13 protein-coding genes are annotated in these 15,169 nt (G+C 72.7%); 8 read left to right on the top strand and 5 right to left on the bottom strand.

All coding sequences use genetic code 11. The features are described 5' to 3' along the window. From IE95_RS0110860 to IE95_RS0110895, 8 genes are all read left to right on the top strand, one after another. Positions 1–1,545 carry an alpha/beta hydrolase family protein gene (locus tag IE95_RS0110860; protein ID WP_030151652.1) on the top strand — a complete coding sequence of 515 codons (1,545 nt, stop codon included), beginning with the start codon at positions 1–3 and terminating at the stop codon, positions 1,543–1,545. 23 nt (positions 1,546–1,568) lie between these two features. After that, positions 1,569–3,152 carry an outer membrane protein assembly factor BamB family protein gene (locus tag IE95_RS0110865; RefSeq protein ID WP_129429472.1) on the top strand — a complete coding sequence of 528 codons (1,584 nt, stop codon included), beginning with the start codon at positions 1,569–1,571 and terminating at the stop codon, positions 3,150–3,152. Positions 3,153–3,239: 87 nt separating this feature from the next. Beyond that, positions 3,240–4,829 carry an outer membrane protein assembly factor BamB family protein gene (locus tag IE95_RS0110870; protein WP_030151654.1) on the top strand — a complete coding sequence of 530 codons (1,590 nt, stop codon included), beginning with the start codon at positions 3,240–3,242 and terminating at the stop codon, positions 4,827–4,829. 87 nt (positions 4,830–4,916) lie between these two features. Next, positions 4,917–6,935, top strand: a complete 2,019-nt coding sequence (locus tag IE95_RS19620; RefSeq protein WP_030151655.1) for a DUF7937 domain-containing protein — start codon at positions 4,917–4,919, stop codon at positions 6,933–6,935. A 248-nt stretch (positions 6,936–7,183) separates the two neighbouring features. Then, positions 7,184–8,959: a 2-isopropylmalate synthase gene (gene leuA / locus IE95_RS0110880; RefSeq protein ID WP_420819379.1), complete on the top strand. Its 1,776-nt coding sequence runs from the start codon at positions 7,184–7,186 to the stop codon at positions 8,957–8,959. A 123-nt stretch (positions 8,960–9,082) separates the two neighbouring features. Beyond that, on the top strand, positions 9,083–9,847 hold the full coding sequence (gene recO, locus IE95_RS0110885; RefSeq protein WP_051703001.1) for a DNA repair protein RecO: 765 nt from the start codon (positions 9,083–9,085) through the stop codon (positions 9,845–9,847). Next, a complete protein-coding gene (locus tag IE95_RS0110890; protein WP_030151658.1) occupies positions 9,847–10,635 on the top strand; it encodes an isoprenyl transferase in 789 nt (262 codons plus the stop codon). Before recO ends, IE95_RS0110890 begins: the two co-directional genes overlap by 1 nt. 64 nt (positions 10,636–10,699) lie before the next feature. Further along, positions 10,700–11,077 (top strand): VOC family protein, encoded by a 378-nt coding sequence (locus IE95_RS0110895; protein WP_030151659.1) that lies wholly within the window; start codon positions 10,700–10,702, stop codon positions 11,075–11,077. A gap of 5 nt (positions 11,078–11,082) precedes the next feature. Here IE95_RS0110895 and IE95_RS20150 read toward each other — a convergent pair whose 3' ends face one another. From IE95_RS20150 to IE95_RS0110920, 5 genes are read right to left on the bottom strand one after another with little or no spacing between them, the layout of a single operon-like run. After that, positions 11,083–11,877 (bottom strand): DedA family protein, encoded by a 795-nt coding sequence (locus IE95_RS20150; RefSeq protein ID WP_240666152.1) that lies wholly within the window; start codon positions 11,875–11,877, stop codon positions 11,083–11,085. Continuing rightward, positions 11,874–12,269 carry a Fur family transcriptional regulator gene (locus IE95_RS0110905; protein ID WP_030151661.1) on the bottom strand — a complete coding sequence of 132 codons (396 nt, stop codon included), beginning with the start codon at positions 12,267–12,269 and terminating at the stop codon, positions 11,874–11,876. Before IE95_RS0110905 ends, IE95_RS20150 begins: the two co-directional genes overlap by 4 nt. Further along, complete coding sequence (locus IE95_RS0110910; protein ID WP_420819378.1) at positions 12,257–13,189, bottom strand: metal ABC transporter permease; 933 nt, start codon at positions 13,187–13,189, stop codon at positions 12,257–12,259. The genes IE95_RS0110905 and IE95_RS0110910 overlap by 13 nt, the downstream gene beginning before the upstream one ends. Further along, positions 13,186–14,067, bottom strand: a complete 882-nt coding sequence (locus IE95_RS0110915; RefSeq protein ID WP_084690127.1) for a metal ABC transporter ATP-binding protein — start codon at positions 14,065–14,067, stop codon at positions 13,186–13,188. Before IE95_RS0110915 ends, IE95_RS0110910 begins: the two co-directional genes overlap by 4 nt. Continuing rightward, on the bottom strand, positions 14,064–15,086 hold the full coding sequence (locus IE95_RS0110920) for a metal ABC transporter substrate-binding protein (protein WP_030151664.1): 1,023 nt from the start codon (positions 15,084–15,086) through the stop codon (positions 14,064–14,066). The genes IE95_RS0110915 and IE95_RS0110920 overlap by 4 nt, the downstream gene beginning before the upstream one ends. Positions 15,087–15,169: the final 83 nt, after the last annotated feature.

The following is a 15,169-nucleotide window of genomic DNA, read 5'->3' on the forward strand; positions in this document are numbered from 1 at the left end:
GTGATCTTCCGTACCGCGGCGACGAGCGCCGCTCTCGCGATCGGCCTGGCCCTCGTGGGGGCCGTCACCGGACCCCAGTGGTCGCCCGTGCCGGTCACCGAACATCTCGAACCCACGACGTCGGACACGACGATCGGCGGGCAGGGGCCCGACGTCCAGCCCGTGGGGACCTACGAGGTCACGGAGACCCCGGTCGTCATCCGGCTCGACGGGACGAGCGTCGACGGGATCGTGCGCGAGCCGGTCGACGCCCCCGAGGGGCGCCCCGGCGTGGTGTTCGTCCATGGTGCGGGGACGGGGGCGGCGGACGAGGCGTTCGTCGAGGTCGCGACCGAGATGGCGAGCGCCGGCGTCGTGACCCTCGTGCCCTCCAAGCGGCTCGACACGTACACGACGCGGCACCGCGACTACGTCGACATGGCGTCGGACTACCAGCACTCGGTGGAGCTCCTGCGGACCCGGCCCGCGGTGGACCCCGGCCGGGTGGGGCTGTACGCCGAGTCGGAGGGCACGTGGATCGCGCCGGTCCTGGTGGACCAGGACCCGGACGTCTCGTTCCTCGTCATGGTCTCGGCGCCCGTCGTGCCGCCACGGCAGCAGGCGGGCTTCGCCGTCGACTCCTACCTGCGCAACACGGGGGTGCCGCAGGGCGTCTTCCGGGCGATCCCGCGGGCCGTGGGCATGGAGATGCCGGGGGGAGGGTTCGAGTACGCCGACTTCGACGTCACGCCCTATCTCGCGCGCCTCGACGTCCCGACCCTCGTGGTCTACGGCACGGCCGACCCGTCGATGCCGATCGAGCAGGGTGCGCTGCGCATCATCGCGGAGGCCGGTGCGAACGGGAACCACGACGTGACGGTGCGCTACTACGAGGGTGCGAACCACGGCATCAAGATCGACGACGTCCTCGTGCCGGAGTTCGCGCGCGACGTCTCGGCGTGGGTCCAGGGGCTCATGGGTACGGCGGACGCCGCCCCGACCGTGGCCGGGGGGCAGCCGAACCAGCTCTATCTCGCCTCGGCCGTGCCCAACCCGCGGTGGTACGGGAACGGTGACATCGTCATCGGTTTCGTGATCGTGGGTGGTGCGCTCCTCGTGGTCGGTCCGCTCGTGTGGCTCGTGACGGGCGTGGCGCGCAGGCTGCACCGCACGCCGCGCCCGGCGGGACGGCTCGCCGGGGGTCTTCGGTGGCCGCTCGTGGGCCTCGCGGTCGGGTCCGTCGCGACCATGGTGGGCCTCGTCGTGTACCTGGTCTCGGTCGCGAGGCTCGCGCTCGACTACCAGACGGACGCGTGGGTGGTCCAGGGCGGATGGGTCGCGGTGCGCCTGCTGGGCCTGGCGACCGTCGTCGCGGCCGCGTTCCTCCTCAACCGCCTGTCGGACCTGCGGACGGCGCGCAAGGCGGTCGACGCCTCGGGCGGGGGCGTCGTGGTGCGCCCGGCGACCGGTGTCGGCGCCCGCACGACGCTGTGGGCGACCGTCGCGGGGTCGACGATCCTGCTCGTGACGCTCGCGTACTGGGGCGTGTACCAGCTCGGCATCTGACGCCCGCCGTCTAGGGTCGTCCCATGGGACGACGTTCGCGGGACTCAGCGGCTTCGCGCGTGCGCGTCCTCGCGATCGAGGAGGTCGACGACCTGGAGGAGCCGGGGCCGTCCGGCCCGCCGGTCCGTCGTGAGGTGCCCGACGGCGGAGCGTACGCCCGGCGGTCGGCCGACGGTCTGGCGCCGCAGGGCTCGGCAGGTGACGCGCCGCCCACGGAGGAGCCGCTCGTGCGTCGACCGTGGTCGAACCGGACTCGTCTCCTCGTGGGGACCGGCCTCGCGGTCGTCGTCCTCCTCGTCGTCGGCTTCGTCCGTGGCTCGATGAACGAGTCCGCGCGCCTCGAACGGGTCGTCGTCGCAGGGGGCGTCAGGCCGCTGGGTCCGGACGCGAGCGTGCTGTGGAGAATTGAACCGGGCGCGGTCGGATCGGATGCGTCGGTGACGCCATGGTCCCCGCCCGTCGTGGTCGACGGGACCATCGTGGTGGCGGGTCCCGACGTGACGGGTTTCGACCCGGTGACGGGCGAGGAGCTGTGGCGCGCCTCGTCGTCGTTCGGGTCGGTGGCCCCGGGGACGAGGCGGACGGAGTGCGCGGGCAGCGGTCAGTGGCCGAGCATGACGGGGCCTTTGATCTGTACGACGTTCGTGCTCCGACAGACCTCGCTCTTCAGCGAGACGGCCTTCGAGGAACATCTCGTGGGCCTCGAGGTGCTGGACACGACGACCGGTGACGTCACGTCGTCCCACGTGTTCGGAGAGGGGACCTTGGGGGCCGAGGTCTTCGCGGACGGGCTGGTCACGGTGCGGTGGGGGAAGGGCGACCAGGTCGTGGTGGACCTGCAGGACCTGGCCACGGGGGAGCCGCGCTGGTCGAGGGAGGTCGCGGCGGTCCGTGACCAGGACGGCGAGCACGGCGACCACGTGGGGTTGTGGGGAACCGGGGACCTGCTCTTGCTGGACGGCGCGGGTGTCAGCACGACGCTCGATGCCGAGGGAGACGTGCAGCCGGAGGGCGTGCGCGACTCGTGGACCACGGTGCTGGGGGACGGCCGGTCGGTCGTCCACCGGCTCGACGGCACGTCGTCCGTCCTCGACCCCGACGGGAACGAGGCCTTCGTCGCTCAGGGACGGGTCCAGGAGTTCGGAGCGACGGACGGCACGCCGGCAGGCGCCCTCCTCGTGGCCGCCGGTGGAGGAGTCATGGACAGCTCCGGTGCGATCGACGCGCCGCGGCTGGCGGCGCTCGACGCGGAGACCGGTCGGATCCTGTGGGAGAGCGAGGGGAGGCTCGACGCCCCGCTCGCCCGGGTGGGTGACGTCGGCATCCTGTCGGACGCCGGTCGCCTGCGAGCGGTCGACCTGCGGTCGGGAGCCCAGCTCTGGGAGGCCCCCGGCGTACGGAGCTTCGCCTCGGCACACACGGACGGCACGGACCTGTACCTCGTCGAGAGCAGCCCGACGGGTGGGATGCGACTCACGGCGATCGCCGTGGGCTCCGGGCACGAGGTGTGGGTGAAGGACTTCGCGGACTCCGTGGTCTGGGCGGCCGGCGTCGACGGGACGCTCGTCGTCGGGACCTCCGACGGCGACGTGCTCGGCATCGGCTGACCGGTCCCGTCGTCCTGTGCGGCCCACCCCGTGTTCTGAGGCGCCTCCCGCCCCGCCCGGTCGGCGCATCGGGACTACCGTGGAGACGTGGCTCCACGACGTCGTGAGCATGACGCCCACGCCGTCGAGCTGGTCGAGGTGGCCGAGCTCGACGACGACTTCGACGCGGGGCGGACGGACGCCGTCGGACGGGCGACGAGGGGCGCCGGAGCGGACCGAGGGGACACGGCCGCCGCAGGGTCTGGAACACCCGGCGAGCGCGTCCGCGCGAGACGCCCGACGGGTCGCGTGGTCCTCGCCGTGGCCCTCCTGGTCGGCGGCGTGGGAGCGTCGTTCGCGGTCGGGGTGGTCGTGGAACGGGTGCGCGCCGACCGGGTGGCCGCGCAGGTCGGCGGGCTCTGGCCCGTGGCCTCCGAGCCCACGACCCTGTGGCGGGCCCCGACAGGAGGGGGGATTCCCGCGGCCGTCGACGGGCAGGTGGTGCTCACCGGACCCGAGGGGACGGTGACGGCGCGGGACGTCGCCACGGGCGACGAGCTGTGGACCGCCCGCCTCCCACCCGGGACGACGGTGTGCGGGCCCGACCTCCTCGACCCTGCCGTGCGCGGTGCGCCGCTCGTGTGCGTCACGGACCGGGGCGCGTCGGGCGGGGTCGGCCCCCACGACGACGGGTTCGGTTTCCTCGTGACGGTTCTCGACCGGGCCGGGCAGGTCGTCGGGACCCGGGTGCTGCCCGACGGTGTCGAGGCGGCCACGCCGCTCGCGGGAGGGCGCGTCGCGACCGCGGGCCGCGGGCCGGACGGCGTGGTCGTGACGTGGGAGGGCGCGCTCGACGGGGCCGTCGAGCGGGTCCGCACCGTCGACACGGCGCCGGCTCCCGGGGACGCGGTCCGGTCGACGGGGGTGGAGACCTCCTCGGGAGACACACCCGTCGAAGGTCTCGGCCTGGTCGCGACGCGCGGGCGGCTGCACGTCCGCTCCGGTGACGCGTCGGAGACCTTCGGAACGGAGGGGGAGCCGTCCGCCGAGCACGCCGGTGCGCAGGCACCCGGCTGGTTGCGCGAGGGCGGGCTCCCGGGAGGGTCGACGGCCAGGGTGGTCGACGACCGACAGGCCGGGCAGGAGGACCGGGTGGACGTGGTCGGGCCGGACGGTCGGCCGCGGTTCAGCATGGCTGGGGAGCCGTTCGTGCCCCACGTCGCCGACGGGGGGCCTCCTCGGGTGCTCGTGGTCCGGATGCCCGGCTTCACGGGGTACGACGCGAGCACAGGGCACCGGCTGTGGCACCGGGAGGAGTGGCCCGAGGTCCTCTGGCTCCAGACGGACGACGTCGTCGTGATGGAGTCGGGGTCGCGGTTGATCGCGCTCGAGACCAGGACGGGCCGCGAGGTGTGGCAGCGCTGGCTGCCCGCGGAGATCGTCCGGGCGTTCACCGACGGGGACTCCGTGCTGCTGGCGACCGTCGGCGACGAGCTCGGCGAGACGGACGGCGCCTCGACGAGCATCCTGTCGGTGAGTCTCTTCGACGGACGCACCGAGTGGCGCACGACGCTCGACGGGGACTACTACGAGGTCGTCTCCGCGCAGGGGGTGCTGTTCGCCGTGACGAGGACCGAGGTCGTGCGACTGGGGCGCGGGACGCGCAGGGGCAGAGTGGGAGACTTGAGCCATCGGTGATCTACCGGTAGAAACTGACGGGGCCGTCGTGGCCTGATCCGGTGCTCGACCGCCACCGAGCCCGGGGTGATCTGTAGGGAGAGCGCGATGACCAACGAGACCGACCCCGGGCCCGGCCCCGATCAGCTGCCACGGACTCCTGCGGAAGGGGCCGAGGAGGCCCCGTCGTCGGGCGGGGCCGCGAAGGTGTCCGTCGCCGAGCCGGCGGGTGGTGCCGCGCAGGGGCCGGGACCGGCTGCCGGGAGCAACCCGTTCGTCGGCATCCCTGTGAGCGACTACGTGCGGGACGGCGTGGCGGCACTGCTCCTCTTCGTCTCGCTCACCATGCCGTGGGACGCCGGGCACAAGGCGTCGGACAAGCTCGAGGTCATCCTCGTCACGGTCGTCTCGCTCCTCTCGCTCGCCCTGCCGTACCTGGCGCGGACCGGCGCTCTCCCCACGACGTGGACGGTGCACACGACCCGCCTCGCGCGCCTCGTCGCGAACGCCCCGTACGTGCTCCTGGCTGCGGTCTACGTCGTCCTGGACCTGGTGAACCGGTCGGTCGACAACGGGTGGGGCGGCGTCGGGACGGCGCTCTCGCTCGGCCTCGCGGGCGCGCTCCTCGCGGCTCAGCCGCGGCAGGCAGAGCTCGGTCCGGTCGAGCAGGACGGTGCGGCGTCACGACTGTGGTCGTCGATCCTGACGGTGATCGCCGGCGTGGCGGTCGTCGGTGCCCTGATCGCCTTCCTCCTGACCTTCTCCCTGGGGGTGTCCGCCCTGCTGACGCTCCGGTTCCTCGTCGCCGGGGCCGTGACCGTGGCGCTCGTCGGGTGGCCGGTGTGGGGGATCGTGCGACGTGACGAGGCCTGGCGTCTGGTGCTCGTCGGGCTGGGGGTCGCCCTGGTGGTCCTGTTCGTGCTCAACACCAGCAACGTGCTGGTCAGCTTCGACTCCTTCGCGCTCGGGCAGTTCGGGCTGCTGCTGGTCCCGGCCGCGGCAGCGGTCGCGTCGTCGCCCGCTCTCGCCCGCACCACGGCCTCGCCGTCGTCGCCCGTCTCGACCTGGGTCGCGGTCGCGGTGCACACGCTCGACCTCGTGGTGGTCGTCGCGGTCGGGACCGCGCTGTCCGGCGTCCTCACGCTCGCGGACGGCGGTCGAGGGTCGGTCCTGATCCTGTCGATCGTGTTCGGGCTGCTCTCCGCGGGTGCAGCGTTCGTGGCCCGTCGGTCGCTCGCGCGGGACGCGGTGTCCGGGCGGACGCTCGCGCTGGGGGCGGCGGGCGTCGTCGCGATCCTCGGCATCGTCCTGCTGATCGTCGCGACGAACCAGCCCGGTGCGGGGTTCGGGACGTCGCTCCTGCTGCTCGCCTACGGGCTGCCCCTCCTCGTGGTGTTCGCGCTCACGGTCCCGGCCGAGGTCAGGACTCACTTCGCGGAGAACCGGCCCGCGTCGCCGATCGGGTCGGACGCCGCCCCGAGCGCGTACGTCTGGCAGCCGCCCGCGCCGCGCCCGGCCCGCCCCAAGCCCGCGCGCGAGCCGGTCGCGGGTCCGTACGGCAGCGGCAGCTACGCGACCGGTCCGGACGGCTACGGTCCCGAGGCGGGCGAGCACGAGCCCGACCCGCTCGCTGCCCCGTCGCGCCCTACGCCCGCCCAGGCACCGGCCCAGGCGCAGCAGTCCCAGCCCGTGCAGCAGGTCCGGTACCAGCCGAGCCAGGAGCCGACGCAACCGGTCCGGCAGGACCCTCGGCCGCAGACGGTCCGCCCGGTCGAGCAGTACCAGCCGACGCAGGTCCTGCCCGCGCAGGGAGGCTCGTCCTCGCACCCGGTGCAGCCGGTCGTGCCCGAGCGCTCGGGCTACGCGGCCCGCCCCGGCTACGCGGCCCAGTCCGTGGGGGACACCGCGGTCCTGCCGCCGTACCAGGACCCGCAGCCGGCCGGCTTCAGCGCAGCGCAGGCGTTGGACCCGTCCACGCCGCTCGAGGTGCTCGCGCAGATCGTCCAGGAGGCGCCGCACCTGCGGCCCCAGGTCGCTGCGAACCCGTCGACGTACCCCGCGCTGCTCGAGTGGCTCGGCAACCTGGGCGACCCCGCGGTCGACGCGGCGCTGCGTTCGCGCCGCTGACCGCTCTGGTGGTCCCGCGCTGAGGCGGGCCGACGGCGCCACGCGAGTGACGCCGTCGGCTCGCCTCTCGCGTGTCGTCCACCGGGACGTCCCTGACCATCGCGCCGGACGGGAGTACAGTGGCAGCGTGCACGTGACTCAGCTGCTCCTCCTTCGTTGCCGCGACGAGGCCCTCTAGGCCGCATCCTCGTCGCGGTGGTCTGGTGTGCCGGCTGAACAGCACCGACGAAGAGATCGCGAAGGACATGATGAGCACCACGGCCCAGACTCCCGAGACCAGCACCCGTTCGGCACAGCAGCCGTCCGGTATGCCCGTGCACAAGTACGAGCCTTTCCACCAGCAGTTCGACGTGTCGCTGCCGGACCGGACGTGGCCGGACAAGCGCATCGAGAAGGCCCCGCGCTGGTGCGCGGTGGATCTGCGTGACGGCAACCAGGCGCTGATCGAGCCCATGAACGCCGAGCGCAAGCTGAAGATGTTCCAGCTGCTCGTCGACATGGGCTACAAGGAGATCGAGGTCGGTTTCCCGTCCGCCTCGCAGACGGACTTCGACTTCGTGCGCCTGCTCATCGAGGAGGGGCACATCCCGGACGACGTCGTGATCCAGGTCCTGACGCAGTCCCGCGAGCACCTGATCGCCCGCACGTACGAGTCGCTGCGCGGGGCGAAGCAGGCGATCGTGCACCTGTACAACTCGACGTCGCGGCTCCAGCGTGACGTGGTCTTCCGCACGGACCGTGAGGGCATCGTCGCGATCGCGGTGAACGGTGCGAAGCTGTGCCGCAAGTTCGAGGAGACCATCCCGGAGACCACGGTCTTCTACGAGTACTCGCCCGAGTCGTACACGGGCACGGAGCTCGAGTTCGCGGTCGAGATCTGCAACGAGGTCATCGAGGTCTTCGAGCCGACGCCCGACCGCAAGGTCATCATCAACCTGCCCGCGACGGTCGAGATGGCGACGCCCAACGTCTACGCCGACTCGATCGAGTGGATGAACCGCCACCTCGCCCACCGTGAGAACGTCGTCCTGTCGCTGCACCCGCACAACGACCGCGGGACGGCCGTGGCCGCTGCGGAGCTGGGCTACCAGGCCGGTGCGGACCGCATCGAGGGCTGCCTGTTCGGCAACGGCGAGCGCACGGGCAACGTCTGCCTGGTGACTCTCGGCATGAACCTGTTCAGCCAGGGCATCGACCCCGAGATCGACTTCTCCGACATGGACCGCATCCGTCGCACGGTCGAGCACTGCAACCAGATCGCCGTGCACGAGCGGCACCCGTACGCGGGGGACCTGGTCTTCACCGCGTTCTCGGGCTCGCACCAGGACGCGATCAAGAAGGGCCTCGACGCCATGGCCGCGGAGGCCGAGGCTGCGGGCAAGGGCGTCGACGACCTGGTGTGGGGCGTGCCGTACCTGCCGATCGACCCCAAGGACGTGGGCCGGTCGTACGAGGCCGTGATCCGCGTCAACTCGCAGTCGGGCAAGGGCGGCATCTCGTACCTGCTGCAGTCCGAGCGTCACCTGGACCTGCCGCGCCGGCTGCAGATCGAGTTCTCGCGCGTCGTCCAGGCGTTCACGGACGCGGGCGGGCAGGAGGTCACGGGCGACGACATCTGGCGGATCTTCTCGGACGAGTACCTGCCGGCCGCCCCCGAGTCGGGCCTGGAGCAGTGGGGCCGGCTGGCGCTGCGCGGGACCCGTGCGGTGTCGTCGGAGGACGGCCCGGACACCCTGGCCGTCGACGTGCTGGACCGTGGCGAGCTCCTGACGCTCGAGGGGTCGGGCAACGGACCGGTCGCGGCGTTCGTCGACGCGATCGCGCACGTCGGCGTCGAGGTCCGCGTGCTGGACTACGCCGAGCACGCGCTCTCGGAGGGCGGCGACGCGACGGCTGCCGCGTACGTCGAGTGCCAGGTGGGCGACGACGTCCTGTGGGGGGTCGGCATCGACCCGTCGATCACCACGGCCTCGCTCAAGGCGATCGTCTCGGCCGTGAACCGTGCGGAGCGCTCCGCGGTCTGACCCTGCCCTTCCGCTGAGTGCGGAGTTCTTGCGCGACACGCCGGGCGTGTCGCGCAAGAACTCCGCACTCAGCGGGCACGAGACGTGCACCGGGACGTCGGTGGCATGACGGACAATGGGGGTGTGGTCCTCTACCGAGACGAAGCGATCGTCCTGCGCGCCCAGAAGCTGGGTGAGGCGGACCGCATCGTCACCCTGCTCACGCGCGAGAACGGCAAGGTCCGGGCCGTGGGCAAGGGGGTGCGCCGCACGTCCTCGCGTTTCGGGGCGCGCCTCGAGCCGTTCATGTTCGTCGACGTCCAGCTCCACGTGGGCAGGTCGCTCGACGTCGTGACGCAGGCGGAGACGGTGGGGCCCTACGCGCGTGCGATCTGCGAGGACTACGGTCTGTACACCGCGGGAGCCGCGATGCTGGAGACGGCCGAGCGCCTCGTCGAGGCCGAGAGGGAGCCCGCCGTCCAGCAGTTCTGGCTGCTCGCCGGAGCCCTGCGGTCGCTCGCCGGGCACGTGCACGCACCCGGCCTCGTGCTCGACTCGTACCTCCTGCGCGCCTTCGCGGTCGCGGGGTGGGCACCGAGCTTCACCGACTGCTCGCGCTGCGGCGAGCCCGGCCCGCACCGGTCGTTCGCGGTGGCCCTGGGCGGGGCGGTCTGCTCGCGGTGCAGGCCGCCGGGATCGACGTCCCCGGCTCCCGAGACCTTCTCCCTGCTCGCGGCGCTGCTCGCGGGCGAGTGGGACGTGGCGGACGCCTCGGACGTGCGCCACCGCAAGGAAGCCAGCGGCCTTGTGGCCGCCTACAGCCAATATCACCTGGAGAGAACGTTGCGATCACTGCGGATGGTGGAACGAGACGACGCGGGTACCTCGCGGGCCGGGGGAGAGGCCTGATGGGGCGACCGATCCAACCGCCGCCGCCGCACCCGTCGGGGGCCACGGCGCCGAACATCCCGGCCCGGTTCGTGCCGAACCACGTCGCGATCGTCATGGACGGCAACGGCCGGTGGGCCAACGAGCGGGGGCTCCCGCGCACCGAGGGGCACAAGGCGGGCGAGGCCGCGCTGCTCGACGTCGTGGCGGGCGCGATCGAGATCGGTGTCAAGCACGTCTCGGCGTACGCGTTCTCGACCGAGAACTGGAAGCGTTCGCCCGAGGAGGTCCGCTTCCTCATGCAGTTCAACCGGGACGTGATCCGCCGCCGCCGCGACGAGATGAGCAGCTGGGGCGTGCGCATGCGCTGGGCGGGGCGTCGCCCGCGCCTGTGGGGCTCGGTCATCAAGGAGCTCGAGGACGCTGAGCGGCTGACCAAGGACAACGACACGTGCACCCTGACGATGTGCGTGAACTACGGCGGGCGTGCCGAGATCGCGGACGCGGCGCAGGCGATCGCCCAGGAGGTCGCGGCGGGCCGGCTCGACCCGAGGAAGGTCTCCGAGAAGACGGTCGCGAAGTACCTCGACGAGCCGGACCTGCCGGACGTGGACCTGTTCGTGCGGTCCTCGGGGGAGCAGCGCACGTCGAACTTCATGATCTGGCAGGCCGCGTACGCCGAGATGGTCTTCCTGCCCGAGCACTGGCCGGACGTCGACCGGCGCAGCCTGTGGCGCGCGGTCGAGGAGTACGCGAGTCGTGACCGGCGCTACGGCGGGGCGATCGACAAGTCGACCGAGATCCCCTGACACCCTCTGACGCGCGGGCCTCGACGGTCTGCGCGTGTCGGTGTCCCTCGCTACCCTGCCGGGTATGACACTTTCGATCGGTATGGTCACGGTGGACTCGACCGACCCGCGCCCTCTGGCGCAGTGGTGGGCCCGGCAGACGGGCGGGAAGGTGATCGACGAGGCCGACGGCTGGTTCCTCGAGGTCGTCCCCCCGCAGGAGGGCAAGGGGCCTGTCCTGGGCTTCCAGAAGGTCGAGGACCCGACGCCCGGCAAGAACAAGATCCACCTCGACGCGTCGACCGCAGACCGCGCGGCAGAGGTCTCGCGACTGCTGGCCGACGGTGCCTCGCTGGTCGCCGAGCACACGATCCCCGGCTACCGGTGGTCGGTGCTCGCGGACCCGCAGGGCAACCAGTTCTGCGTGGGCGAGCCCGACGAGAGCGCGACCGAGATCTCCTGAGAGGGTCAGCCGCGCTCGGTGTCGGTGGGCGTGGCCGAGGGGTCCGGTGTGGTGTCGCCATGCGTGCGACGCACGTTCGTGTCCTCGTCGGGCGCCTCGAGCAGCAGGTCCGCCACGTCGCCGAACGGGTTGCTCCCGGTCGTCCGGGGCGGTGCGTCCGTCGCCTCGGTCGCGGCCGGGCCGTCGTCGCGGCCCGACGGCGACGCGAGGGTCGCGGCGTCCTGGTCGCCCTGCGCGGCACGGGCACGGCGACGCCGTGAGGCGACGAGGATCCACGCCACGAGCCCGACGACGAGCAGCACGAGCACGGCCAGGCCGACGGGGCTCCCGGCTGCGAGCAGCACGGCCGTGTTGAACGCCGCGATCCCGACGGTCGTCCAGATGGCGGCCCAGATGGCGCACCCCGGGAGCAGCGCCGCGAGGTAGCGCGGGAGCCGCATGCGGGTGTAGCCCGCCGTCAGGTTGATGACGGTCTGGACCCCGACCGTGAAGAACGACAACGTGACCGCGATGGGCCCCCACCTGTTGATCGTGGCGATCGCCCGCTGAGCACGTTCGCCCTCGAGGCGCTGGGCCCAACGGGTGTTGCCCGTGCCGCGGGCCACGCCGCGACCGACCCAGTACGTGGCCTGCGCGCGGACGAACACGATCGCGAAGGCCGCGGCGTAGATGATCCAGTACGGGACCCCGTCGATCGTGAAGATCCCCGTCGACCCGTCGGCTGCCGTGACGACCTCCTGCGCGAGGTGCGGCGCGGAGGCGAGCGACGCCGTCGGGCCCAGGAGGAGGGGGGTGCTCACGACGTCTGCTGGGAGCGGCACGCCTCGCACGTGCCGAACAGCTCGATCGTGTGCTGGATGTCCGTGAAGCCGTGGACGGCGCCCACCTGGGAGGCCCAGGTCTCGACGGTCGGGCCGTCGATCTCGACCGCCGTGCCGCACGAGCGGCACACCAGGTGGTGGTGGTGCTCGGTGCGCTCGCACTTGCGGTACAGGTTCTCGCCGTCCTCGGTGCGCAGGACGTCGACGTCGCCGCCGTCGGCCATGGTCTGCAGGGTCCGGTAGACCGTCGCCAGACCCACGGCATCGCCGCGAGCGCGCAGCAGCTCGTGGAGCTGTTGCGCGCTGCGGAAGTCGGGCAGGTCCTCCAGAGCCTCGGAGACCGCTGCCCGTTGACGGGTCATGCGCTGCATCGCTCGCCACCTTCCACGTGGACGTCGTCGGGGATGTCGGGGTGCGGGTCGTGCGCCGTGCGCGGCCTGCGCCGCACGAGCACGGGTCGCGCGACCGCCACGACCGCGTAGAGGGCGATCGCCAGGACGACGATCGTGGCCCCCGGGGACAGAGTCTGCCAGTACGTGACGGACAGCCCGACCACGCAGACCACGACGCCGATCACCATGGCCAGCGCCATGGTCCGCCGGAACGAGATCGTCACGAGCTGCGCGATCGCGACGGGCACGATCATGAGCGCGCTCACGAGCAGCAGACCCACCACGCGCATGGCCACGGTCACGGTCAGGGCCGCGATGACGGCGATCGCGATGTTCAGGGCCCGCACGGGCAGTCCCGAGGCCCGCGAGAACTCCTCGTCGTAGCTCACGGCGAACAGCGCGGCGCGCAGCCCCATGCCGACCGCGAGGATGAGCACGCCCAGGACCAGGGTCAGCCACAGGTCGGTCGGGGAGACGCTCGAGATCGAGCCGAACAGGTACTGCATGAGGTTGCCCGAGCTGCCCCCGGCGACGCCGATCAGCAGCACGCCGCCCGCGATGCCGCCGTAGAACATCAGGGCCAGCGCCACGTCGCCGCTCGTGCGGCCGCGCTCACGCACGATCTCGATGACCACCGAGCCGATCACGGCAGCGACGACCGCGCCGGGGATAGCGAGCGCGTCGTCGGGCACGACGCCCATGGCGCCGCCGACGAGCCAGCCCAGGGCCACGCCCGTGAGGGCGACGTGCCCGATCCCGTCGCCGAGCAGCGACAGCTTGCGCTGCACGAGGTAGGTCCCCATGACCGGCGCGGTCACGCCCACCAGCACGGCCGCGATCAGCGCGCGCTGCATGAAGGGGTCGGTGAGCATCACGACCAGCTCGTCGAGGGCGTTCACGAGGCGGCTCCACGGTCGATGCGGGCGGGGGTCGGGGTGTGGTGCGTGAGCGGGGCGTCGGTCAGGCCCATGTCGATCCCGGTGGAGGTGCCGCGTTCGGCGTCGTCCCCGTGCGGGTGCAGGTGCTCGTGGTCCGGTCCGGCGTGCGCGGCCGTGGCGTGCGGCGGTTCGCCGTCGTGCACCACGAGGCCGTGGCGCAGGACCACGCACCGCTGGATGAGGGGCGCGAGCGCGCCCAGCTCGTGCAGGACGACCAGGACCGTCATGCCACCGCGCGTGAGCTCGGTGAGCGTCGCGGCGAACGCCTCCTGGCTGGGCTGGTCGACCCCCGCGACGGGCTCGTCGAGGATGAGCAGCTCGGGGCTGCGTGCCAGCGCGCGGGCGATGAGCACCCGCTGCTGCTGGCCGCCCGAGAGCTCGTGCACGGCGCTCTGCGCCCGGTCGGCGAGGCCGACACGGTCGAGCGCCTCGCGCGCCGTGGCACGCCAGCCGCGCGGCAGGCGGATGCGGCGGCCGTGGAGCAGTCCTGAGGCGACGACCTCCTCGGCGGTCGACGGGACGCCTGTCTGCGCCGAGACGCGCTGCGGGACGTAGCCCAGGTGCGCCCAGGGGACCCGTGGGCCGAGGTCGGAGCCGAGCAGCCGGACGTGGCCCGCCGCGAGCGGGACGATGCCCACGAGCGACTTCACGAGCGTCGACTTGCCCGAGCCGTTCGCGCCGAGCAGCGCGACGACCTCGCCACGGGCGACCGTGAGGTCGACGCCGCGCAGGATGTCGCTGCTGCCGAGGCGCACGTGCACGCCGCGGGCCTCGATCGCCGGCGGCACCGCCGGGGGAGCCGTGGGGGTTTCCGGAGACGTCAGGGGTGAGGTGCTCATGCGCAGGTCAGGCCGGTGCGCAGCGCCTCCAGGTTGGTCTGCATGACGCCAAGGTAGTCGGTCCCGTCCGTGCTCAGGCCCTCGAGCGGGTCGAGCACCGCGGCCTGGACGCCGACGTCCTGCGCGAGGGTCTGGGTGACCTTGGGGCTCGTGAGGGTCTCGAAGAAGATCGTGGTCACTCCGTGGTCGCGGATGATGTCGGCGACCTCGCGCAGCCGGGCGGGGGAGGGCTCTGCCTCGGGGTCGATCCCCGTGATCCCGACCTGCTCGAGCCCGTAGCGCTCGGCGAGGTACCCGAACGCCTCGTGCGACGTGACGAGGTAGGGGCTCGCGCAGCTCGCGAGGCCGGCCTCGTACTCGGCGTCGAGCGCGGTCAGGTCGGCCGTGAGGGCGTCCAGGTTGGCCGCGTACTCGTCGGCGCCGTCGGGGTCGACCGCGGTCAGCTCGGCCGCGACCTGCTCGGCGACCGGGACCAGGCGGGCGGGGTCGAGCCAGAAGTGCGGGTCGAGGCCCCCCTCCGAGGAGTGGTCGTGACCGTCGTCGGCGTGGTCGTCGTGCGTGGCGTGCTCGTCCTCGGCGTCGCCGCTTCCGGCGGTGGTTGACTCGCCCGGGTGCTCCTCGAGACCCGCGGCCTGGGTCGCGTCGACGAGGTGCGCCGGGTCGCGCGCCTCGACGGCCTCGTCGACCGCTGCCTGGAAGCCGGACTGGTAGACCACGAGGTCGGCCGTGCCGATCGAGCGGGCCTGGGCGGGGGAGAGCTCGAGGTCGTGGGGTTCCGCGGCGGGCGGCGTGAGGTTGGAGACCGAGACCCGGTCGCCGCCCACGCGCTCGGCCACGAACTGCAGGGGGTAGAACGAGGCGAGCACCTGCGTGTCGCCCGTGGCGTCGCCGCCCGCGGTGTCGTCGGACCCGCCGCCGCCCGACGCGCCCCCGGAGCCGCAGGCCGTCAGGGTGAGGGCCGCCGCGAGGGCGACGGACGTGGCGAGGGCAGCGCGGGAGCGGGAGAGGTTGCGGGGCATGGCATCCATCGTCACTGATATTGATAACGAATGTCAACAAGGGTCGGTGTGGCCTGGCCGACACCCCGACCGGCCGCACCCGC

The sequence above is a fragment of the Oerskovia turbata genome (assembly GCF_000718325.1).
Taxonomy (GTDB): Bacteria; Actinomycetota; Actinomycetes; order Actinomycetales; family Cellulomonadaceae; genus Oerskovia; species Oerskovia turbata.